Below are 21,396 nucleotides of genomic sequence, written 5' to 3'. Positions count from 1 at the left end.
ACCAGCAGCAGGGCATCATCCCGATTCGTTCAGCAGTACTGAATTGCGCTACGATGTCGGCTCGTTCAACTGTACACACCGAGGGCAGGGCGCAGACTCGCCTTCGTGCCCGATATTTCGATGAATTCCAATAAAAAGTTCGGCTTCACCACCACCATACTTCACAGCGACCGCCAGAATCCTATCGAGCACGGCTCGCTGCACAAGCCCATCCACACCTCGGTGGCGTTCGGCTACAGCGACGCCCGCAAGCTGGCTTCGGTCTTCCAGGGCAAGGAACCCGGTTACCGCTACGGGCGCCAGGGCAATCCCACTGTCAGTGCCCTCGAAGACAAGATCACGAAGATGGAAGATGGTGCGCAGACCATCTGCTTCGCAACCGGCATGGCGGCCATCGGCGCTGTCGCCCAAGCCCTGTTGCGAGAGGGCGACCATGTGGTTTCATCGGCTTTCCTGTTTGGTAATACCAATAGCCTGTGGCAGACCGTAAACCTGCTGGGACCCAAGGTCACGATGGTGGATGCCACCGACGTGGCGAATGTCGAAGCAGCGTTGACGCCGCAGACCCGGCTGGTGTTCGTCGAAACCATCGCCAATCCGCGCACGCAGGTGGCCGATCTGGCTCGTATCGGTGAGTTGTGCCGCCAGCGCGGCATTCTCTACGTGGTGGACAACACGATGACGTCGCCCTACCTGTTCCGTCCAAAGGATGTCGGCGCGGGACTGGTCATCAACGCCCTGACCAAGTCGATCGCCGGCCACGGCATCGCGCTCGGCGGCAGCGTGACGGACACCGGGGTCTACGACTGGTCGGTCTATCCGAACATTGCCGACAGCTACCGGCGCAATCCGCCGGCGCAGTGGGGCATGGCACAGATCAGGGCCAAGGCGCTGCGCGACTTTGGCGCAACGCTGGGGCCGGAAGCCGCGCACCATATTGCGGTGGGTTCTGAAACCATGGCGCTGCGCATCGAGCGTGAGTGCGCCAATGCGCTGGCGCTGGCGCGCATGCTCGACGCTGACGATCGGGTGCAAGCGGTACATTACCCGGGATTGCCCGGGCATCCGCAACATGCGCTGTCGGCCAGCCTGTTCCGTGCCTTTGGCGGCTTGTTCAGCTTCGAGCTGAAGGATGGCATCGATTGCTTCGATTACCTGAATCGCCTGAAGCTGGCGATCCCGGCCAGCAACCTGGGCGACACCAGAACGCTGGTGATTCCGGTTGCGCACACGATTTTCTACGAGATGGGCCAGGCCCGGCGCGCCGAGATGGGGATTGCGGAATCGTTGATCCGGGTGTCGGTCGGGATCGAGGATCCGGAAGATATCGTCGAGGATTTCCGTCAGGCCTTGAGCGCCTGAGTACTTGATCCTGGGCCCGGACCGGGCCGGGCAGCTTTTACGGGATTGCGCCTGACGTCGCCAGCAGGGGGCTAAGGCGCAATCTTCTTCGCACTCGCCTGATCCAGCCACTTGCTGGCTATCCCCGGTACGAAAGTCCGCATTTTTTCCAGCAAGCTCGCCGGATCCGGATCGTGCAGCATCAGCTGCGCATGCTCCTGCCGTAAAAACCCCTGTGTCACCATGTGCTGCATGAAACCGGTCAGGCCATCGTAGAAACCATCCACATTCAACAAGCCGACCGGCTTGTCGTGCAGGCCAAGTTGCGACCATGTGGTCGTTTCGAACAGTTCTTCCAGCGTCCCGATGCCGCCGGGCAGGGCGATGAAAGCATCGGATAGTTCTGCCATCAGCGCCTTGCGCTCGTGCATGTCGCGCACCACATGCAGCTTGGTCAGGCCGTGATGTCCGACTTCCCTCTTCATCAGCGCATCGGGTATGACGCCGGTCACTTCGCCACCCAGTCGCAGCACTTCGTCGGCGATGACCCCCATCAGGCCGACCCGGCCGCCGCCATAGACCAGTGATATTCCCTGTCGGACCAGTTCGGCCGCCATCGCCCGGGCCGAAGCAGGGTAGCGGTCGGTATTGCCCATGGATGAACCGCAATAGACGCAAATTGATTTCATGTATGGTTCGTCAAGATTGTGATGCCGGTCGTCACGGCATGGTTTTCAGGTGCTCGTCCGCCAGTTTCCGATACATTTCCGCACTGTGCCCGCGCAGGTAGGGGCCGACCAGCGAGAGGACCTGGTAGCAACCGCGGGCGAGCGCATCAGCCATCATCTGTTGCTCGGCATAGTGTCGTGGGTTGCGGACGTATTCATAGGACAGCCAGTAGGTTGCCACGACCACGATGTTGGTGGCCAGCGCTTCGATGGCCCGTTGATCCGCCTCCAGTTCGTTCTGCTCGCGCAGACCGTCGCAAAGCCCGCGCGCGATATTGATTTCGTGCGCCAGGATTTTCTTGAAATGCAGTTCGAGGGTCCGGTTGCGCGACAGCAGGTCGGACAAGTCCCGGTAAAAGAAGCGGTAGCGCCATGCCAGTTCGAACATGTGGTGCAGGTACAGCCAGACGTCTTCCAGATTCGGCCTGCGGGTTTCCGGAACCGTCAGCATCCGGTTGATTTCGACCTCGAATTCGGTAAACAGCGAATTGACGATGTCTTCCTTGTTCCGGAAATGGTAGTAGAGATTGCCGGGCGATATTTTCATCTCGTCGGCAATCATGCTGGTGGTGGTACTCGGCTCGCCGAATTCATTGAAAAGGCGCAGCGACAGTTCAAGTATGCGGTCCCGGGTACGGCGCGGGGCTTTGATGGACATCGTCGGCATTTCCTGCTGGTTCAGTTGAGGCAGAGCATAACACCCGCATCCCTTGCGGGCAGGCATGTCCGCGCGTCATTGCGATGCCCGCAGGATCTCCGCGACCACCGCCTGGTGAATCGCCGGGGACATGCCCAGCGCGACATGGCCGATGCCGTTGAATTCGATGTTGGTCGCATCCGGCAAGCGCGACGATTGCTGGGGCGACACGATGTTGTCGTGATGGGAGTAGATGGAAACGAACAGGCTGCGGCGCTGTTTGTCTTCCCGGGCTTCCAGCCGCTGCAGCCATTGGCTCGCTTGCCCCTTGTCGGCCCGGCCGGTCCAGCGCATCTGCCGAGAGTTCGGGCCGAGCCCGAAATTTGCCAGGCCGGTTCCCTGGTGCGGCGTGCCAAGCGTGATCACCTTGCGGATATGCTCGCTGCCATGATCGCGCAGGTAGGCCCTGGCGACCAGCCCGCCCATGCTGTGGGCAAGCAGGATGATCTGCGCTGCGCCAGTTTCCCGGCACACGCGCTGGACCGCTTCATGCACCTGCGGAACGAAGCCGTCAATGTCGGAAAATACCGGCTCCAGGTCCACCGCATAGTGCGTGATCCTGGCGTGGACAAGCACACGGCTCATCGCATGCCAGTAGCCGCTATTGCAGCCGTAGCCGTGAATCAGCAGCACTGGCAGTCCGGCCGGATTGCTGAAAGCGCGTTTGTCGAAGCTGCGAAAAGCCATGGTCCAGGACGAGCTCGCCATGCTGGACGCGTACTCGTGGAAGAACAGGCGAAGCAGCCCGGTCCAGCCCAGCCGGTGTTCCGGCGGCGTCGGGCTCTGGTAGAACACCGCCAGCACGAAATTATTGCCGACGATCAGCAGGCGCAGCAGCAGGACGCAGGCAATCCCGCCGACGAGCGCAAGGAAGGGACTGTTCACATCGAGAAAGCGGATCGCTGCAATGTAGATGCCGAGCACCGCGCAAGCCTGCAGCACCAGCAAGACGCGCGTGGCGCGCCGGACCGCTCCTGGCGTTGCTCTTTTCGGTTGCACGTTGTGCTGCGCAGTGGTTGGTGGCTTTGAAGGGGGCGGGCGCCGTGAAGCGCGGCCGCATCCGGAATTCCAGCTTATTTGATGCAGACCTGGCGTACCTGTTTCATGTCGGTGAGTCCGGCCAGGACTTTCTCGATGCCATCCATCTTCAGCGTCAGCATGCCGTCCTGCAGGGCGCCGGCCAGCAATTGTGACACCCGCGCCCGTTCCTGCAAAAGCTTCTTGATACTGTCGCTGCCCACCATCAACTCATGCAGGCCAAGGCGGCCCTTGTAGCCCTTGTTGCATTTGTCGCAACCGACGGCACGGTAGAGCTTGAAGTTGCCATCGGCGTCGGCGTAGTCCTCGGTCCAGCGCAGCAGCACTTCCTGTACCGCATTCTTCGGATCCTGCCGGAAATGTTCCGTGTTCATCAGCTCTTCACAATACTCACCCAGCATGCTCTTCAGTTCGGCCTCGTCCGGGGTGTAGGCTTCGCGGCAATTGCTGCACAGTCGTTTGGCCAGGCGCTGCGCCAGCACGCCGAGAAGCGCATCGGCAAAGTTGAAGGGATCCATGCCCATGTCGAGCAGGCGGACAATGGATTCCGGGGCGCTGTTGGTATGCAGGGTCGCCAGCACCAGGTGGCCGGTCAGCGATGCTTCAAGGCCGATCGACACGGTTTCCTTGTCGCGCATCTCGCCGACCATGATGATGTCCGGATCTGCGCGCAGGAAGGCGCGCATCACGGTGGCAAAGTCCAGCCCTGCCTTGCGATTGACCTGCACCTGCCGCAGGCCCTTCTGCGTGATCTCGACCGGATCCTCCGCGGTCCAGATCTTGGTGTCAGGCTTGTTCAGCCAGGCCAGCACGGAATGCAGGGTGGTGGTCTTGCCGGAGCCGGTCGGGCCGCAGACGAAGAACAGGCCGTAAGGCTTCTCGATCACCTGCTTGAGGCGATCCAGGTTGTGCGGCAGCACGCCCAGTTTGTCCAGCGGGATCGGCTCGCCCGCGGCGAGGATACGCATGACCACGTCCTCGACGCCACCGGCGGAGGGAATCGTCGCAACCCGCAGTTCGATGTCCAGCGGACCGTACTTCCTGAACTTGATCTTGCCGTCTTGCGGCTTGCGGCGTTCGGATATGTCGAGGTCGCACATGATCTTGATGCGCGCCAGCAGGGCGTTGCGATAGCTCGCCGGAATTTCGATGTAGGGCTCAAGCCCGCCGTCCTTGCGAAAGCGGATCACGGTCTTGCCCTTGCCGGGCGCAGGCTCGATGTGGATATCCGATGCGCCCTGGCGGTAGGCGTCGACGATGATCTTGTTGACCAGCTTGACCAGCTCATTCTCCGCCGCGGCGGAAATGTCGGTGGCCGATGTGTCGCCTTCCTCGTCGCTGCCGTCCTCCATGTCGGACAGGAGATCGTCGACCGAGGTCGGATCATCGACGGCGCCGTAGAACTGGTCGAGCGTCTTCACGAATTCCTGGTTTGTGGTGACGCAGTAGCTCAGCTTCGCTTTCGGGAAGATGTTCTGCACCATGCGTGCGCTGCGGACTTGCTCCGGATCGGTGGCGAGGATGATCATGCCCTCCTTGCTGTCTTCGACCGGCAGCCACTGGTTCTGTTCGACGAAATCGCGCTTGAGGTTGCGCAGCAGGTCCAGCGGTTTGATTCGCTCGGGCTTGAACGGCTCATAGGGAACGCTGAAAAATTTCGCCAAGCCTTCGCCGATCGCGGCAAGCGGCACCTGGAACTCATTGGCCAGGATGTCTTGTATGTCGGCGTTCTGCCGTCGGGCCGAGCGGGTGGCAAGTTCGAACTCCGGTCCGGAGATGACGGCGGCCTCGACCAGAGGGTCGTATTTTGTCCGCACTGCCACCGGCGGCTTGAGCCGCTGGGCGAACGCGATCACCAGGGTCGCACAGAGCTCGTTGACACCTTCCTCGGCAACATCGCTGAACGGGCCGCCATCCTTGTTGTTGATCAGCTGTATCACGCCGACCAGCTCGTCATTCTGCGGATTGACCAGCGGCGCGACCAGCATTTGCCGGGTGCGATAGCCGGTCTTCTTGTCGACTTCACGCAGGAAGTGCAGGCTGGGTGATATCCGTCCGAGTTCGTCGTCGTCGTAGACGTCAACGATGCGCAGCGTTTTCTTGAACAGCGCAACGTGGCCCGCGATGCTGGTCTCGGAAATGCGCAGCTTGAGGCTGTTGAACGCGTTCAGGCCAGTCTTGATCTTGGAGACGATGAATTGCTTGTCTTCACTGACTGCGTACAGTGTGAGACGGTCGCAGTTGAACAGGCTGGAGATATCTTGCGACAGGTCCAGCATGATCTCGTCGAGGTTGCTGGTGGCGTGGATCTTGTTCGTGACCTGCTGCAGTTTCCTGGAAAATTCCAGCCGGGCCAGGACGTCGTGGCCAGCGGCAGGGACGGGGGTCAAAAGTACGGTGCTCATTTCACTTCTTTTCCATCATGTGCTGTTGGTGCCGTCGCAGCAAAGGACTCGAGTCCGTCATGCAGCACCCAGGCTTTGAATCCGGACTGCGCCAACAGGAAAGCGGCGGCCGCGCTGCGCCGGCCGTTATGGCAGTAGATGACGTATTCACCGGACCTGTCGAGCACGCTGAAGGTATGCCGGATCTCGCCAAGCGGAACGTTGATGGCCCAAGGCAGCTTGTCGCGTTTGTACTCGCTCGGGAAGCGAACGTCGATCCAGATCGCGCTCTCCTTTTTTGCCATCGCCTGTTCCAGCGTCAGCTCGCGCAGCAGCGGATCCTTCAGCAAGGCGTCGAAGTCAGCGCGCGCCAGGCGGTAGAGCCGCCCGTCGCTCTGCATCGTGACGGTCGCGTTGCGCAGCCCGTCGCCTAGCAAGGCCTCTTCGCCAAAACCGTCGCCCGGGCGCAGCTCGGCCAGTTCGCTCACGGTCTCGCCGATACGCCGCGTAACCAGGCAGCGGCCGGCGTCGATCACGTAGTAATGGTCGCCTGGATCGCCCTCGCGGACCACGGCCTGGCCGCGCAGCGCCTCGACTGGTTCGAAGCGCTCAAGCAGGAGGGCGATTCGATCCGGAGTCAGTGCGGCCAGCGCGCCGCCCAGCAAATGCGCGGACACTGTCCCGGGCGCACGATGCTTGTGACTGGCATCAGTGTGACTGGTGCGGGGGCTGGCGGGCGCATGGATGAGCTGGTCCCAGATCAGGGTGACGTCCAGAATGTTGGTCTCGATGCAGAGCAGATTGACCTCGGTGATGGCCTCGGCCAGCAGCAGGTCGCGACCCTTGCGCAGCGCGGCCGACGAGCTGGTGCTGCCGACCATGACCTCGCCGCCATTCCTGACCGAGGCCACGCGCAGTTGTCCGCCGAGAAGGTAGAACGTGCAGCGCTCGAGTTGGTCCTGCGCCAGCAGGTTGGTGCCGCGCGGGAAAGCCACGATCCGGCCCAGGCGGGATATTTCCTGCAATCCCCCTTCGGACAGCGGGTTTAGCGATGCATGCTGTCGTAACTGCTCGATCGGGTCTATGTGCATGGGCTAGAAGTCGAAGCAGTGGTTGTTCTGGAGCATGCGTGGCTTGTAGTCGCCGATGTACTCGGCGATCTCGCGCATGGTCAGCTCGATTTGCCCGGGCTTCAGGTGGGTGATGAAGATCTCGGGCTGGCTTTGCAGCTTCTGGAGTTCATTGGCGAGCATGCTGGGGCAAAGGTGCTTGGAGAGTTCGGCCAGTCTTCGCTCGCTGTTCGAGAAGGCCGTCTCTATGATCAGGTAACGCAGTTGGGGAATCGTGTTGACCACCCGCCAGAAGTCGTCATTGACAGTGGTGTCGCCGGTAAATACGAGGCTTCCCTGGCCGCTGTCGAGCTGGTAGCCGACGGCCGGCACAGTGTGGCGGGCGGGCAGCACCGTGATCTTGCGGCCATTCAGTCGGACCGTATCGCCAACTTCCACGGTCTCGAAGCGCATGTACGGATTGGCGGAGTCCGGGATCGTGGTGAAGTCGGGCCAGATGGCCCAGTTGAAGATGTGCGAGCGGATGATTTCTTCGGTCGCCTTGCTCGCATATACGACCAGCGGCCGGTTGCGCATCTCGCCGACAGTATCGACGATGAAGGGCAGGCAGCAGATATGGTCCAGGTGCGAGTGGGTCAGGAACACATGGTCAACCATCGCGAGTTCGGCAATCGTGAGTTCGCCCACGCCGGTACCTGCATCGATCAGGATGTCGTTATCCACCAGCATCGACGTGGTATGCAAATGCCTGCCGCCAATTCCGCCGCTGCAACCGAGAACCTTCACTATCATTCGCTTTCCTGTCCTATTTGCTGTCAAAACGCGTAACGCCATTCCAGTCGGCAGGCGGCGGCTCGGCACGAAAAGCGGCGATCCGCTCCTGGTACAGCTGATACAGCCTCTGCCCGGGATGGCGGCCCGAGAGGGCGGCCAGGCCCGCTTCCGCCTGGTCCCAGTCGCGTGCCCGGTATGCCGCCAGCGTCTGCGACCAGATCGCAAGATCGTCACGCAGGGACGGCGCGATTTCACTCGCCAGTGCGATCGGCTCGTAAATCGTGGTCGGTTCCATCTTGCCCTTCACCTGCACGCAATCCAGCTCGCGAAACACGACCTCGGGAACCGCCTCCATCGTCGCCGCACCGGCCATGATGCCGACGCCGTATTCCTTGGTCTTGGCTTCCAGCCGGGCGCCGAGATTGACCGCATCTCCCATTACCGTGTAGGCGAGCCGGATGCTGGAACCCATGTCGCCGACCGTCATGTTGCCGGTGTTGAGTCCGATCCCGATGGCCACATCAGGCCAGCCACGCGCGCGAAAGCGCAGGTTGAGTCCGGTCAGCGCCTGTTGCATTGCCAGCGCAGTGAGCACGCCATGACGGGCGTGCTCCGGGTCGGCGACGGGCGCTCCCCAGAATGCGACGATGGCATCGCCGATATACTTGTCAAGCGTACCATGGTGCTGCCGGATGACCAGCGTCATCTCGGTCAGGTATTCGTTCATCAGCTGAGCCAGGGCTTCTGGCTCCATGCCTTCCGAAATCGTGGTGAAGCCGCGCACATCGGAAAACAGCACCGTGAGATGCGCCTTGCGGCTTGCCATGCTGTAACTGCCAGGATCGCGGCTCATCTTGTCGACCAGTTCCGGCGGCACGTATTGGCCAAAGCGCTGGGTGATCTGCCGCTTGGCCTTCGATTCGACGAAAAAGCCCCACGACATGTTGAGCACGAATATCGTCGAAATCAGCAGCAGCAGCGATGCCAGCGGCAGCACCATCCCGCCGTGCCATGCGGCGAGATTGAGGCCCGCCATGGCCGCCAGCAGCGCCAATGTGGCGATGGTGGCGCGCAGCGGCGCACGCCATGGCAGCAGGAAGATCATTGCTGCGCCGACCAGCAGCAGCAACAGCAGCTCGATCGCATCCACATACTGCGGCTTTTCCAGGACGGCGCCATCATGCATGCCGGCGATCAGGTTGGCATGTACCTCCATCCCGGGATAGACCTCGCCGACCGGCGTGTTGCGCAAATCGCGCAGGCCGGGAGCCGACGTGCCGACAATCACGACGCGGCCTTTCAGGAGTTCGGGCGGTATCCGATTGGCCAGGACGTCAGCGGCGGAATAGTAATGAAAGCTGCGCTGGTATCCGCGATAGGGGATCAGGGCGGCCACGTTGGCATCGACCGGAATGCGTCGCAACAGGCCTTGCTGGCCGACCAGGTCGATCCATTCGACCGATGCATAGGCATCTTCCAGCGCCAGGCCCGGGGCGAGGCGGGGATTTCCCAGCATGGCCCGCAGCATCGCCAGTGAAAAGGATTCGTAATAGGCGCCCTGATGCTCGACCAGCAGCGGCACCCGGCGCACCCTGCCATCAGTGTCGATGATGGGATTGAAATGGCCCGCGCCCAATGCATTTGCCTGGAATTGCCGGAGGTTGGCGCCGAAATTTTTCCAGCCGGAGATTCGTATCGCTTGTCCGCCCAGAGCTTGTGGCGTCAATGCCGGCGGCGGCAGGGCGCCATTGCTGACGCCTTCGTTGGCGAAGTAATAGCCCAGGATGACCGGCCGATTGCGCAAGGCATCGGCAAAGACCTGGTCGACATCGAGTTGCGGGCGCAGCGTCCGGAATGCCGCCTGGAATTGCGGGTTGTCCTTCAGTTCGCGTCGCCCCAGTTGTTCCAGAGTCTTCAGCCCTGAACTGTCGTCGGGCTCGGCCAGCACGATGTCAAAGCCCAGCAGACTGACCTGATACCGATCGAACAGCGTGTTGACCAGCTGCGCCATCCGGTCGCGCCGCCAGGGCCAGCGGCCGACCTCGGCCAGGCTCTTTTCGTCGATATCGAGAATCACCACCCGGTCGTCGACCGTATTGGGCATCGTGGCCCGTAACTTGATGTCGTAGACCACCTGATCGAGCGAACTGACGAATGGCAACTCCAGCACCCGGGCGGCATGCGCCAGCAGCAGTGCCAGGATGATCAGTCCGGGAAGGAATCGAGCGAGCTTTTTTTTCAAAGGGACCCCGGGCCCATTAACATGCGAACAACTCATTCTGAGCCGGTTCTTGCTCCGGTGCAATCAGATATCCGGGTGAGGGTGTCTGGGGTGCAGGTCAGGTGGGGGCAGCAACCCGGACCAGACGGGTCCCGGCGATCCTGTCGTGCAGGAACTGCCGCTGGGGATCAAGGTAGATGGTGAGCGCCCAGAGAGCCATGTTGGCTGCGGGAATCAGCACGGACATCCAGTGTTTCGTGCCCAGGAGGTAGACAAGGATCAGGCCGGGCAGGACCCATAGCCAGCACAGAAGGTAGCGCAACAGTGCCCGTCCATAGCCGACTGGTTGTCCGAAGCGGTCCACCAGGCGGATGTACCAGGTCTTCATTGGCAGCGTCTGCCGACCGTGTGACCAGAACCAGACGAAATACATCGCCATGATGAAAAAGAGCCAGGCCTGCATGCCGCCCCGAAGGAACAGCGCATGCCGCTGCTGCATTACAACCGAAAACAGCAGGCCGGCGCCGAATACCAGGCCGAGCACCAGCATTGACTCATACAGCATGCAGGCGAGGCGCGTTTTCAGGGGTGGGGCAACGAGATCCAAGCGTACTTACCGGGCAGGAGCCATGTTGGCGGGGGTGGCCGCCGGACGGGAAGGAGCCGGGGCGGGCACGCCGGCCGGCGTAGCGGGGGTGGCTGGCTTTGCGGACACAGCAGGGCTTGCGGGAGCACCTGCCGGGCTGATTGCTGGCCTCCCCGCGCTGGTCTGGTCCTTGTCCAGCGTGGATTTCAGTGTGGATTTGGACGGTGGCGTGACTCTTCCCTTGGCATGCTGGGATGGGGGCGGGATCGCCGTGACCCGTTTCTTCGCGGCAGCTTCAGCCGCCAGCTTCTTCTTCTGGTCCTCGGGCAACTGCTGGTACTGCTGCCACTGTTCCGTCTTTTCCGATGGATTCAGCTTCTTGGCGCGGGCGTAGCTTTCACGGGCTACACGGCGTTGTTCGGGCGTCAGTTTGGCCCAATGGCGCATCCGGTCTTGCAGGCGCTGTTGCTCGTCGGGCTTCATTGCCGGGAACTTGTTGGCAATACCCAGCCATTTCGTCTTGTGGTTTGCGCTCAAGGTGTCCCACTCGGAGGCCAGCGGGGACAGCGCGGATTGTTGCGGTGGGCTTAGCTGGTTCCATGAGGGGCCGGCCGGCGCAGCCGGTTTGCGGGTGACCGGCTTCGTCGGTTGCGAGGTTCCGGTGCTGGCAGTTGCGCGCGCAGCGGGTGGAGCCGTGGCCGGCGACGATGTTTGCCTGGCTGGAGCGGTGTTGCCACTGATGACCGGAGCGGTCGCATCCGGGCCAGCCGCAATCGCCGACTGCGGCGCCAACAACGCGGCGATGGTCAGAAAGCAGGCCGCCCGCAGCAAGCGGGCGGCAAGTGAGGTTGCGTGCTCGGGCATTGGTTTCCCTACTCGGCCTTTTTGGCAAGATAGGCGTTGAAGCCGTTGTCCAGATACGCGTTCAGGGGCAGTTCGTCGACCAGCACCATGGCATCAATCTCTGCGAAATCGCTGATTCGCCGCTGGGATTCCGACTGATAGAGCGCGAAAATGCCAGCTGCAACTACGACCATTGGGATCGCCACGCCCATGCGGGCCAGCCAGGACAGGCGGTCGCCGAAATGGCCGCCGGCACGGCCGGCGAAGGCATGCTCCGTCGCAAATGCGCGCCGGGGTGCGTCCGGTTTCTTGCGCGCCAGCGCCCGCGCCCGCGCCGCTGCCAGCCGGTCGGTGGTGGCCGCCGGCATGTTGTCGAGTTGTTCATTCAGGGCGTGCCGTACCCTGTATGCGAAATTTATCTGCTTGGTGTTCATAGCTGTAATCCTCTTGCCTTGAGTGCCTGGGCCAATGCGTGAGTCGCTCTCGAACAGTGCGTTTTCACGCTGCCTTCAGAGCAACCCATCGCGGAGGCGGTCTCGGCCACGTCCATATCCTCCCAATAACGCATCAGGAATGCTTCTCGTTGACGTGTCGGCAGCTTCTGTACTTCCTCGTCGATCGCCTTCAGCACCTGGCCCCGTGACACGCGGTCTTCGCTGGATTCGGAGGTTTCCGACCCGGCCTCGGATTCAAGGGTTTCCAGTGGGTCGAAATTCTCGGGATCCTCCATGGCGGGCCGCATGCTGGAGAACAGGCTGACCCAGGTGTTACGTACCTTCTCGCGGCGAAAGTAGTCGTGGATGGTGTTCTGCAGTATGCGCTGGAACAGCAGCGGCAGCTCGGACGCGGGCTTGTCGCCGTATTTTTCTGACAGTTTGATCATCGCGTCCTGGACGATGTCCAGTGCCGACTCGTCCTTTCGGACAGCGTACACCGCCTGCTTGAAGGCGCGTCGCTCCACTACAGCGAGGAAATCGGAAAGTTCTTTATCAGTTGCCATTCAATGCGGCGGACTGCCGGTGCGTTGCCGAAATCAGGTGGGTCGGAGGTGCAGTTCCAAAAATTTGTCCGAATCCTAGCAAAAATGCGCCAACCTGTGGGACCTTCCGGATTAATGGGGCTAAAGCGCTTGATTTTAAAAGCGATTCGTGGCCCGCGGGGGCGATTTGACTTGACCAAAATTGTGCGACGCATTACCGTATCACTCCCTTCGCACCTCGAAGGGTTCTGTTCCGTTGTGCGCGACGCATGATGCCGCCTGCGCCGGAACGCGCTTCATTTGAAAGCTGTTTGCTCTAACCCACGCCAAAAGCGTGAGAAATCTGTTTCGGAAACGCAGTAACTTCGGTTGAACGAGTCGCGACAAGCGCCAATCGGAATCGCATTTAACGATGCGAGGACGGGTTGGCGTCAACGCACAGAAAAGGGATACCGGCGACTTCGCCACTGGAAGGGTTTCGCAAGGAGAGAGCATCCGATCAATCTCCTATGGACCTTGAAAGGAAGTGGCAATGAGTACCGAACTTACCGGCGCAGAGATCGTCGTGCGCTGTCTTGCTGAAGAAGGTGTCGAACACGTCTTCGGCTATCCTGGTGGCGCTGTCCTGTATATCTACGACGCCATCTTCAACCAGGATAAATTCCAGCATATCCTCGTGCGGCACGAACAAGCCGCCATCCATGCGGCCGACGCCTATTCGCGCAGCTCGACCAAGGTCGGCGTGGCGATCGTCACCTCCGGCCCAGGCGTCACCAATGCGGTGACGGGCCTGGCGACTGCCTACATGGACTCGATTCCAATGGTCGTCATTTCCGGCCAGGTGCCCACGGCCGCGATCGGACTGGACGCCTTCCAGGAGTGCGACACGGTCGGCATCACCCGTCCGTGCGTCAAGCACAACTTCCTGGTGAAGGATGTGAAGGACCTGGCGATGACGATGAAGAAAGCGTTCTACATCGCCACTACCGGGCGTCCCGGCCCGGTGCTGGTCGACATTCCCAAGGACGTCACCATACAGCGCTGCGCCTTCGAATATCCGAAGCAGCTGGAAATGCGCTCGTACAAACCAGTCGAGAAGGGCCATTCCGGCCAGATCCGCAAGGCGGTGCAGCTGCTGCTGTCGGCCGAGCGGCCGATGATTTATACGGGCGGCGGCGTGATCCTTGCCAACGCATCTGAAGAACTGAACCGCTTGGTCGACTTGCTCGGCTATCCGTGCACCAACACCCTGATGGGGCTGGGCGCCTATCCGTCATCGAGCGACAAGTTCGTCGGCATGCCCGGAATGCATGGCACCTACGAAGCCAACATGGCGATGCAGCACTCGGACGTGATGATTGCCATCGGCGCCCGTTTCGACGACCGCGTGATCGGCAATCCGAAGCATTTCAGCTCCAATCCGCGCAAGATCATTCACATCGACATCGATCCGTCTTCGATTTCGAAGCGGGTGAAGGTCGACATCCCGATTGTCGGCAACGTGAAAGACGTGCTGCAGGAGCTGCTGGCCCAACTCGAAGCTGCCGAAACCAAGCCCAATCCCAAGGCATTGTCGGCATGGTGGCAGCAGATCAACGAATGGCGCGGCCGCGAATGCCTGCGCTTCACGCCCTCGGATGAGGTCATCAAGCCGCAGTCGGTGATCCAGAAGGTGTGGGATATCACCGGCGGCGACGCCTTCGTCACATCGGATGTCGGCCAACATCAGATGTGGGCTGCACAGTACTACGGCTTCGACAAGCCACGTCGTTGGGTGAATTCCGGGGGCCTCGGCACCATGGGCGTAGGCCTGCCGTACGCGATGGGCGTGCAGATGGCGAATCCGGGCGCGACGGTGGCCTGCATTACCGGCGAAGCCTCGATCCAGATGTGCATACAGGAGCTCGCCACCTGCAAGCAATATCACCTGACGCCGAAGATCATCCTGCTGAACAACCGTTTCCTCGGCATGGTCAGGCAGTGGCAGCAGATTGACTATGGCTCGCGTTATTCCGAGTCCTACATGGATTCGCTCCCGGACTTCACCATGCTGGCCGAATCCTATGGCCATGTCGGCATGAAGATCGAAAAACCGGGCGATGTCGATGGCGCGTTGCGCGAAGCATTCGGCATGAAGGACAGGCTGGTGTTCATGAACTTCATCACCGACCAGACCGAAAACGTCTGGCCGATGGTCAAGGCGGGCAAAGGCCTTACTGAAATGCTGCTCGGATCGGAGGACCTGTAATCATGCGACATATAGTTTCCGTCCTCCTCGAAAATGAAGCCGGCGCGTTGTCGCGCGTGGTGGGACTGTTTTCCGCCCGCGGTTACAACATCGAAACCCTCACTGTGGCACCGACCGAGGATCCGACGCTGTCCCGGATGACGGTCGTTACCACCGGCTCGGACGACGTGATCGAACAGATCACCAAACACCTGAATCGCCTGATCGAGGTGATCAAGGTGGTCGACCTCACCGAAGGCGCTCATATCGAGCGCGAACTCATGCTGATCAAGGTAAGGGCGGTCGGCAAGGAGCGTGAGGAGATGAAGCGCACTGCGGATATTTTCCGTGGCCGCATCATCGACGTCACGGAGAAGACCTACACGATCGAACTGACCGGCAACAAGTCCAAGCTGGATGCGTTCATCGATTCGATCGATCGCGCCTCGATACTCGAGACCGTCCGCACAGGCGGATCGGGCATAGGGCGTGGCGAGCGCATCCTCAAGGTCTGACCCGGACAAGTACCAGAAACAGCAGCAGCATCAACCAAACAACGCAACGCCAACTCATCAGGAAGAACAATGAAAGTTTTTTACGACAAGGACTGTGACCTTTCCCTCATCAAAGGCAAGAACGTCACCATCATCGGTTACGGCTCGCAAGGCCATGCACATGCGCAGAACCTGAACGACTCCGGCTGCAAGGTCACCGTTGGCCTGCGCCAGGGCGGCGCCTCCTGGAACAAGGCCAAGAACGCCGGCCTGAACGTCGCCGACGTGAACGAAGCAGTCAAGGCCGCGGACGTGGTCATGATCCTGCTGCCGGACGAGAACATCGCCCAGGTGTACAACGAGAACGTTGCACCGAACATCAAGGAAGGCGCAACGCTGGCATTCGCACACGGCTTCAATGTCCATTATGGCCAGGTCGTGCCGCGCGCCGATCTCGACGTGATCATGATTGCGCCGAAGGCACCGGGTCATACCGTGCGTTCGACCTATGCCCAGGGTGGCGGCGTGCCGCACCTGGTCGCTGTCTACCAGGACAAGTCCGGCTTCGCCCGTGACATCGCCCTGTCGTACGCAATGGCAAACGGCGGCGGCCGTGCCGGCATCATCGAAACCAACTTCCGTGAAGAGACCGAGACCGACCTGTTCGGCGAGCAGGCTGTCCTGTGCGGCGGTGCCGTCGAACTGATCAAGGCTGGTTTCGAGACGCTGGTGGAAGCCGGTTATGCGCCCGAAATGGCCTATTTCGAATGCCTGCACGAGCTCAAGCTGATCGTCGACCTGATCTACGAGGGCGGCATCGCCAACATGAACTACTCGATCTCGAACAACGCCGAATACGGCGAGTACGTGACCGGTCCGCGCATCGTCACCGAAGACACCAAGAACGCCATGCGCCAGGTGTTGAAGGACATCCAGACCGGCGAGTACGCCAAGAGCTTCATCCTCGAGAACAAGGCCGGCGCTCCGACGCTGATCTCGCGTCGTCGTCTTAACGCCGAGCATCAGATCGAGCAGGTTGGTGGCGTGCTGCGCGGAATGATGCCGTGGATCGCGAAAAACAAGCTGGTTGACCAGTCGAAGAACTAAGTTCTTTCGGCGTGAAAGCTGCACGCAGGTGCAGCTTTTTTGCGGCATCGCGTGCCGTCGGTCGTGAAAAAACGGGGGCATTCGTGCCCCCGTTTCATTGAGAGGCTGAAATGAACCACTTACGCAGCATTGCCGTGGCGTTGCTCCTGCTTTCCTCCCCGATCGCCCATGCGCAATCCGGCCCCCAGACCGCCGGCGCCACGGTCGTGATTCCCGCCTATGGCGAGGTGAAGCAGGCCAACAACGAGGCACACCTGGTGCTGATGGTCGAAGAGCAGGACAAGGACAAGTCCCAGGCGGCATCGCGGGTCAACGCGAAGATGAAGCGCGGCACCGAAATCGTGCGCCGCGAAGATCCTTCCGCCCGCTTGAAGACGCGGGGCTACTACAGCTTCCCAGTTTATGCCGACGAGGCACCAGCACGTCCGGCCCAGGCGCGCACGCGCCAGTTGGTCGGCTGGCGTGTCGGGCAGTACCTCGATGTCACCACCACCAACCTGGCGGCCCTGCCCACCATGGTTGCCAGCGCCCAGTCGGTGCTGGCCATCAGCAGCCTGAATTTCGGACTCAGCGACACGGCACGCCGCAAGCTGGACGAACAGCGTATTGCTGCCGCCTATGCCAACCTGGGTGAGCGGATAGGTGCCATCGCCCGTGCCATGGGTCGCGCGCCGGGCGATGCGGTGCTCGACACCATCGATTTCGAAGGCTCGGGAAACTACGCGCCGGAACTGGCGGCTCAGAAAACGCTGATGCGCGCCGCGGCGTCGGCGCCGGCCGCAGTAGAGGAGCCGAGTTTCGAACCTGGCGAAACGACGCTGCAGATGCGCGTGGTCGGTCGCTTCAAGTTCCGTTGATTATTAGCCATGCAGCATCATTTTTGATGCCCGCTCGTCTAGAATAGCGGTCGTCCCGGGGCTTCGGCCCGATCCAATGGAGAAGCGTTGACCAACTATCCGCATCACACCGCATCACATCATTCTCCAGCTCTGAACCTGCATTAGCGAAACGGAATATCTCATGTCATCGTTCAACCGTCGCAAAGCCAAAGGTGGCACCCCGGCAAAAGCCGCTCGCGCATTCAGGCACTCGTTGCGCCGGCCGACGCTCGACTCGGCGGATGCGGTACAACCGACATTGCGCAGCCGCAGCATCTACCTGCTTCCCAACGCGTTTACCACTGCCGGCTTGTTCTGCGGATTTTTCGCGATCGTCATGGCGATGAACTTGAAGTTCGACCAGGCGGCAATCGCGATCTTTGCTGCCATGCTGCTCGATGCGATCGATGGCCGGGTGGCGCGCCTGACCAATACGCAAAGCGCATTCGGCGCCGAATATGACAGCCTGGCGGACATGGTGTCCTTCGGTGCTGCGCCGGCACTGGTGGTCTATGAATGGTCGTTGCTTGGCCTCGGCAAGTGGGGGTGGCTGGCGGCATTCGTGTACTGCGCCGGCGCGGCGCTGCGCCTGGCCCGTTTCAATACGAACATCGGCGTGGTCGACAAGCGTTTTTTCCAGGGCTTGCCCAGCCCGGCGGCAGCGGCGCTGGTGGCTGGCTTCGTCTGGTTGATGGACGACCTGCGCTTTGCCGGCACCGACCTGAGCTGGTATACATGGGCCATCACCCTCTACGCCGGGCTGACCATGGTGTCCAACGTTCCCTTCTACAGCTTCAAGGATGTGAATTACAGGAAGTCGGTGCCTTTCATCGCAGTCTTCGTGATCGTGCTGATCTTCGTTGCGGTGTCGAGCGATCCGCCCAAGGTCTTGTTCGGACTCTTTGTCCTCTACGGCGTGTCGGGCTTTGCGGTCTATTTCTGGCGGCTGGCCAAGGGCAGGCCGGTCAGCATCATTGAAACAGGGAACGGAAAAGGAGAGGGACTGGATTGAAGATGGACGGAAAATCACGGGCGGAAAATCAGCGGTTGCGAAAATATTGATTTCCGCTTATAGTTTTTTTCATGTCACGCATGTTTCCCCAATCTGCATTGTTCTTGAGCAGCAGCCCGCTGGCCGGCCTGCTGCTATCGCTCGACCTACTGCGCTAACGCGCAGATACCCCTTCCCCCCCAATTCGTGCAGTCCCGCGCTCATGCTGAATCAAGCAAGGGCAGGCGAAATACCATTCAACGACAAACTTTTCGAATTCATCCAAGGAGCCCAGCATGGCCGCAGACAAATTGATCATTTTCGACACCACCTTGCGCGACGGCGAGCAATCCCCCGGCGCATCGATGACCAGGGAAGAAAAAATCCGTATCGCCAAGCAGCTGGAGCGCTTGGGCGTCGATGTGATCGAAGCCGGATTCGCTGCCGCCTCGCAGGGGGACTTCGATTCCATCCGGTCGATTGCGGGCCTGATAAAGGATTCGACCGTTTGCTCGCTGTCGCGCGCCAATGACAAGGATATCGCCCGCGCGGCAGAGGCGCTGGCGCCGGCGCAGCGCAAGCGGATCCACACCTTCCTGGCAACCTCGCCCTTGCACATGGAAAAGAAGCTGCGGATGTCGCCGGACCAGGTCTACGAGCAAGCGCGGCTCGCAGTGCGTTTTGCCCGCCAGTTCACCGATGATGTCGAGTTCAGCTCGGAAGACGGCAGCCGCTCGGAGCCGGATTTCCTGTGCCGGGTGCTGGAGGCAGTGATTGCCGAGGGCGCTACCACCATCAACGTGCCCGATACGGTGGGCTACGGGGTGCCGGAACAATACGGCGCCATGATTCGCTCCCTGCGCGAGCGCATCCCCAATTCGGACAAGGCGATCTGGTCGGTCCACTGTCATAACGATCTCGGACTGGCTACAGCCAATTCGCTGGCCGGCGTGATGATAGGCGGCGCGCGCCAGGTCGAGTGCACCATCAACGGTCTTGGCGAGCGCGCCGGCAACACGGCGCTGGAAGAGATCGTGATGGCCATCCGCACCCGCAAGGATTACTACAACCTGGCGCTCAACATCGACACCACGCAGATCGTTCCGGCATCCAAGCTGGTGTCGCAGATCACCGGTTTTGCGGTCCAGCCCAACAAGGCAGTGGTCGGCGCGAATGCCTTTGCCCATGCATCCGGAATCCACCAGGACGGCGTGCTCAAGGCGCGCGACACTTACGAGATCATGCGCGCCGAGGATGTCGGCTGGGCTGCCAACAAGATCGTGCTCGGCAAGCTGTCGGGACGCAATGCATTCAAGCAGCGCCTGGAAGAGCTGAATATCACCCTCGAATCGGAAGCGGACGTGAACGCCGCCTTCCTCCGCTTCAAGGAGCTGGCGGATCGCAAGTCGGAGATTTTCGACGAGGACATCATCGCCCTGGTGTCGGACGAGGAACATGCGCACGGCAACGAGTTCTATCGTTTCGTATCGCTGTCGCAGCATTCGGAAACCGGCGAAAAGCCGACAGCGCGCGTCACGTTCTCGATGGACGGAGCGGAAGTGAGCTGCGACGGGGAGGGGAACGGGCCGGTCGATGCGATCGTGAATGCGATCGAATCGAAGGCGGCCAGCCAGGCGGAATTGCTGCTGTTTTCGGTGAATGCAATCACCACCGGCACGCAGTCGCAAGGTGAGGTGACGATGCGCCTGTCGAAGGGCGGGCGTATCGTGAATGGCGTCGGCGCCGACCTCGACATCGTGGTCGCCTCGGCCAAGGCTTATCTTTCCGCGCTCAACAAGCTGCAGTCAAAGAACGAGAAGCTCAATCCGCAGATCTGAAAAGAGGGCGGGTCAGGCCATTCCTGATCCGCCCTGCATTGCCCGGTTGTGCTAGTTGCCGAACGCCCCCGGATTCGGCCGCCGCCACAAATCCGGTGCATTCATCAGCATCTTCACCGTGCCGCTGCGGTCGAAGTGGATGTGCATCAGCGAATCCCAGACCCCGTTTTCCAGGTACATGTAGGTCCACACCTCCAGGTCCGGAAGATTCAGGTAGGAAGTCTCGAACGGCGCGCCGACCTTGCGCAGGACATCGACCTTCTTGTCCTGGTCGACCCGGACAGTCGAAAATTTCTCGACTGTCAGCACCTGCTCGATGCTTTTGGCCCGGCCCGATTCATCGAGCCTGACCATCCAGGTATTCTGTCCGCCCGGATTGGTCCGGTATTCCAGCAGCCGATCGGGGCCGTCCTGGTAGATTGCGGTGGGACGGCCCATGCGGGACACGACCGCAGCCTCGCTTTCGCCGGGAGCCACCGATGGCGGCGCCAGTACGCTGCAGGCAGAGGCCAGGATTGCGGCCGATGCCAGCAGGAAATAACGAATTAGAGGGGTGAATCGCATGCAGTACTCCTTTGATGGCGCCAAGTGTTTGAATAGCGGGCGAATTCCGCTATACTCCGCGGTCTGGTCTTTGACCAGGTTTCATTAATGTCAGTCACGGTGTGTTGGGGTTTCGTCAATTTCTCCTCGCACCGCATGTGAAAGGTAATCATCATGACGATCGAAAAAAGCAACAAAGCCAGTATTATCGCGGACAACGCCCGTGGCACCAATGATACGGGTTCTCCCGAAGTCCAGGTGGCACTGCTGACCGCTCGCATCAACGAGCTGAACTCGCATTTCAAGGCGCATAGCAAGGATCACCACTCCCGTCGCGGACTGATCATGATGGTCAATCGCCGCAAGAGCCTGTTGACCTACCTGAAGCGCAAGGATGCAACCCGCTACCGCGCGCTGATCGAAAAGCTGGGTCTGCGCAAGTAATCCTGCAGTCCATTCTTTGTACTGCTTCGCAATACGCTCAAAGTGCCTGCTTCAGGAATCTGATGCAGGCATTTTGTGTTTTGTAAGGCCGCAATGAATTCGAAGTGAGCAGGCGAAGTGAGCAAGTGAAGTGAGCAAGTGAAGTGAGCAGGTGAACTGAGAATCCGAAGTCAGTAGTTGAAGTGAAAAAGCCGAATTGAGAAGCCTGCTGCC

The 21,396-nt window shown here is 60.6% G+C and carries 20 protein-coding genes; 8 read left to right on the top strand and 12 right to left on the bottom strand.

Annotated elements, in window-relative coordinates:
• Positions 1 to 120: 120 nt before the first annotated feature.
• A complete protein-coding gene (locus tag FVE66_RS08295; RefSeq protein ID WP_151446922.1) occupies positions 121 to 1,362 on the top strand; it encodes a cystathionine gamma-synthase family protein in 1,242 nt (413 codons plus the stop codon).
• Between the two features lie 71 nt (positions 1,363 to 1,433).
• Here the strand turns inward: FVE66_RS08295 and FVE66_RS08290 are convergent, their stop codons facing one another.
• The 11 genes from FVE66_RS08290 to FVE66_RS08240 form a co-directional block, all read right to left on the bottom strand.
• Complete coding sequence (locus FVE66_RS08290; protein ID WP_151446921.1) at positions 1,434 to 2,030, bottom strand: LOG family protein; 597 nt, start codon at positions 2,028 to 2,030, stop codon at positions 1,434 to 1,436.
• Positions 2,031 to 2,061: 31 nt separating this feature from the next.
• A complete protein-coding gene (locus FVE66_RS08285) occupies positions 2,062 to 2,727 on the bottom strand; it encodes a TetR/AcrR family transcriptional regulator (RefSeq protein ID WP_151446920.1) in 666 nt (221 codons plus the stop codon).
• 75 nt (positions 2,728 to 2,802) lie between these two features.
• Entirely contained in the window at positions 2,803 to 3,765 is a 963-nt protein-coding gene (locus tag FVE66_RS08280; RefSeq protein WP_151446919.1) for an alpha/beta fold hydrolase, read from the bottom strand.
• 74 nt (positions 3,766 to 3,839) lie between these two features.
• On the bottom strand, positions 3,840 to 6,209 hold the full coding sequence (locus tag FVE66_RS08275; RefSeq protein WP_151446918.1) for a GspE/PulE family protein: 2,370 nt from the start codon (positions 6,207 to 6,209) through the stop codon (positions 3,840 to 3,842).
• Positions 6,206 to 7,279, bottom strand: coding sequence for a cyclic nucleotide-binding domain-containing protein (locus FVE66_RS08270; protein ID WP_151446917.1), 1,074 nt, complete (start codon positions 7,277 to 7,279; stop codon positions 6,206 to 6,208). Before FVE66_RS08270 ends, FVE66_RS08275 begins: the two co-directional genes overlap by 4 nt.
• A gap of 3 nt (positions 7,280 to 7,282) precedes the next feature.
• Positions 7,283 to 8,050, bottom strand: a complete 768-nt coding sequence (locus FVE66_RS08265; RefSeq protein WP_151446916.1) for a 3',5'-cyclic-nucleotide phosphodiesterase — start codon at positions 8,048 to 8,050, stop codon at positions 7,283 to 7,285.
• Positions 8,051 to 8,063: 13 nt separating this feature from the next.
• Positions 8,064 to 10,274, bottom strand: a complete 2,211-nt coding sequence (locus tag FVE66_RS08260; protein WP_151446915.1) for a CHASE2 domain-containing protein — start codon at positions 10,272 to 10,274, stop codon at positions 8,064 to 8,066.
• Between the two features lie 97 nt (positions 10,275 to 10,371).
• Complete coding sequence (locus FVE66_RS08255) at positions 10,372 to 10,839, bottom strand: RDD family protein (protein ID WP_277753160.1); 468 nt, start codon at positions 10,837 to 10,839, stop codon at positions 10,372 to 10,374.
• A gap of 27 nt (positions 10,840 to 10,866) precedes the next feature.
• Complete coding sequence (locus tag FVE66_RS08250; RefSeq protein ID WP_151446913.1) at positions 10,867 to 11,703, bottom strand: DUF3106 domain-containing protein; 837 nt, start codon at positions 11,701 to 11,703, stop codon at positions 10,867 to 10,869.
• A gap of 8 nt (positions 11,704 to 11,711) precedes the next feature.
• Positions 11,712 to 12,116: a DUF3619 family protein gene (locus FVE66_RS08245; RefSeq protein ID WP_151446912.1), complete on the bottom strand. Its 405-nt coding sequence runs from the start codon at positions 12,114 to 12,116 to the stop codon at positions 11,712 to 11,714.
• Positions 12,113 to 12,682, bottom strand: coding sequence for an RNA polymerase sigma factor (locus FVE66_RS08240; RefSeq protein ID WP_151446911.1), 570 nt, complete (start codon positions 12,680 to 12,682; stop codon positions 12,113 to 12,115). The genes FVE66_RS08245 and FVE66_RS08240 overlap by 4 nt, the downstream gene beginning before the upstream one ends.
• Before the next feature lie 511 nt (positions 12,683 to 13,193).
• Between FVE66_RS08240 and FVE66_RS08235 the strand changes: the two genes are divergently transcribed.
• From FVE66_RS08235 to FVE66_RS08210, 6 genes are all read left to right on the top strand, one after another.
• On the top strand, positions 13,194 to 14,909 hold the full coding sequence (locus tag FVE66_RS08235; protein ID WP_151446910.1) for an acetolactate synthase 3 catalytic subunit: 1,716 nt from the start codon (positions 13,194 to 13,196) through the stop codon (positions 14,907 to 14,909).
• A 2-nt stretch (positions 14,910 to 14,911) separates the two neighbouring features.
• The gene (gene ilvN / locus FVE66_RS08230; RefSeq protein ID WP_151446909.1) at positions 14,912 to 15,403 is read left to right on the top strand and encodes an acetolactate synthase small subunit; all 492 of its coding nucleotides are present in this window, start codon (positions 14,912 to 14,914) and stop codon (positions 15,401 to 15,403) included.
• Positions 15,404 to 15,472: 69 nt separating this feature from the next.
• Positions 15,473 to 16,489: a ketol-acid reductoisomerase gene (ilvC, locus tag FVE66_RS08225; RefSeq protein WP_151446908.1), complete on the top strand. Its 1,017-nt coding sequence runs from the start codon at positions 15,473 to 15,475 to the stop codon at positions 16,487 to 16,489.
• 110 nt (positions 16,490 to 16,599) lie between these two features.
• Complete coding sequence (locus FVE66_RS08220) at positions 16,600 to 17,346, top strand: SIMPL domain-containing protein (RefSeq protein WP_151446907.1); 747 nt, start codon at positions 16,600 to 16,602, stop codon at positions 17,344 to 17,346.
• Between the two features lie 163 nt (positions 17,347 to 17,509).
• Positions 17,510 to 18,379 (top strand): CDP-diacylglycerol--serine O-phosphatidyltransferase, encoded by an 870-nt coding sequence (gene pssA / locus FVE66_RS08215; protein ID WP_151446906.1) that lies wholly within the window; start codon positions 17,510 to 17,512, stop codon positions 18,377 to 18,379.
• A gap of 275 nt (positions 18,380 to 18,654) precedes the next feature.
• Positions 18,655 to 20,196: a 2-isopropylmalate synthase gene (locus tag FVE66_RS08210; RefSeq protein WP_151446905.1), complete on the top strand. Its 1,542-nt coding sequence runs from the start codon at positions 18,655 to 18,657 to the stop codon at positions 20,194 to 20,196.
• Positions 20,197 to 20,247: 51 nt separating this feature from the next.
• Here the strand turns inward: FVE66_RS08210 and FVE66_RS08205 are convergent, their stop codons facing one another.
• Positions 20,248 to 20,760 carry a hypothetical protein gene (locus FVE66_RS08205; RefSeq protein WP_151446904.1) on the bottom strand — a complete coding sequence of 171 codons (513 nt, stop codon included), beginning with the start codon at positions 20,758 to 20,760 and terminating at the stop codon, positions 20,248 to 20,250.
• Between the two features lie 153 nt (positions 20,761 to 20,913).
• Here FVE66_RS08205 and rpsO point away from each other — a divergent pair, with 153 nt between their 5' ends.
• Positions 20,914 to 21,183 carry a 30S ribosomal protein S15 gene (rpsO, locus tag FVE66_RS08200; protein ID WP_151446903.1) on the top strand — a complete coding sequence of 90 codons (270 nt, stop codon included), beginning with the start codon at positions 20,914 to 20,916 and terminating at the stop codon, positions 21,181 to 21,183.
• Positions 21,184 to 21,396 lie beyond the last annotated feature (213 nt).

The sequence above is a fragment of the Lacisediminimonas profundi genome, from assembly GCF_008831265.1.
In the GTDB taxonomy this organism is placed as follows: domain Bacteria; phylum Pseudomonadota; class Gammaproteobacteria; order Burkholderiales; family Burkholderiaceae_D; genus Lacisediminimonas; species Lacisediminimonas profundi.
The sequence above is the reverse complement of the archived record's forward strand: the minus strand, read 5'-3'. Positions and strand labels throughout refer to the sequence as shown.

Bases quoted from the DNA above. Each gene is read 5' to 3' on its own strand.
- FVE66_RS08295 (WP_151446922.1), top strand. From the start codon at position 121: ATGAATTCCAATAAAAAGTTCGGCTTCACCACCACCATACTTCACAGC.
- FVE66_RS08290 (WP_151446921.1), bottom strand. From the start codon at position 2,030: ATGAAATCAATTTGCGTCTATTGCGGTTCATCCATGGGCAATACCGAC.
- FVE66_RS08285 (WP_151446920.1), bottom strand. From the start codon at position 2,727: ATGTCCATCAAAGCCCCGCGCCGTACCCGGGACCGCATACTTGAACTG.
- FVE66_RS08275 (WP_151446918.1), bottom strand. From the start codon at position 6,209: ATGAGCACCGTACTTTTGACCCCCGTCCCTGCCGCTGGCCACGACGTC.
- FVE66_RS08270 (WP_151446917.1), bottom strand. From the start codon at position 7,279: ATGCACATAGACCCGATCGAGCAGTTACGACAGCATGCATCGCTAAAC.
- FVE66_RS08265 (WP_151446916.1), bottom strand. From the start codon at position 8,050: ATGATAGTGAAGGTTCTCGGTTGCAGCGGCGGAATTGGCGGCAGGCAT.
- FVE66_RS08250 (WP_151446913.1), bottom strand. From the start codon at position 11,703: ATGCCCGAGCACGCAACCTCACTTGCCGCCCGCTTGCTGCGGGCGGCC.
- FVE66_RS08245 (WP_151446912.1), bottom strand. From the start codon at position 12,116: ATGAACACCAAGCAGATAAATTTCGCATACAGGGTACGGCACGCCCTG.
- FVE66_RS08240 (WP_151446911.1), bottom strand. From the start codon at position 12,682: ATGGCAACTGATAAAGAACTTTCCGATTTCCTCGCTGTAGTGGAGCGA.
- FVE66_RS08235 (WP_151446910.1), top strand. From the start codon at position 13,194: ATGAGTACCGAACTTACCGGCGCAGAGATCGTCGTGCGCTGTCTTGCT.
- ilvN (WP_151446909.1), top strand. From the start codon at position 14,912: ATGCGACATATAGTTTCCGTCCTCCTCGAAAATGAAGCCGGCGCGTTG.
- ilvC (WP_151446908.1), top strand. From the start codon at position 15,473: ATGAAAGTTTTTTACGACAAGGACTGTGACCTTTCCCTCATCAAAGGC.
- FVE66_RS08220 (WP_151446907.1), top strand. From the start codon at position 16,600: ATGAACCACTTACGCAGCATTGCCGTGGCGTTGCTCCTGCTTTCCTCC.
- pssA (WP_151446906.1), top strand. From the start codon at position 17,510: ATGTCATCGTTCAACCGTCGCAAAGCCAAAGGTGGCACCCCGGCAAAA.
- FVE66_RS08210 (WP_151446905.1), top strand. From the start codon at position 18,655: ATGGCCGCAGACAAATTGATCATTTTCGACACCACCTTGCGCGACGGC.
- FVE66_RS08205 (WP_151446904.1), bottom strand. From the start codon at position 20,760: ATGCGATTCACCCCTCTAATTCGTTATTTCCTGCTGGCATCGGCCGCA.
- rpsO (WP_151446903.1), top strand. From the start codon at position 20,914: ATGACGATCGAAAAAAGCAACAAAGCCAGTATTATCGCGGACAACGCC.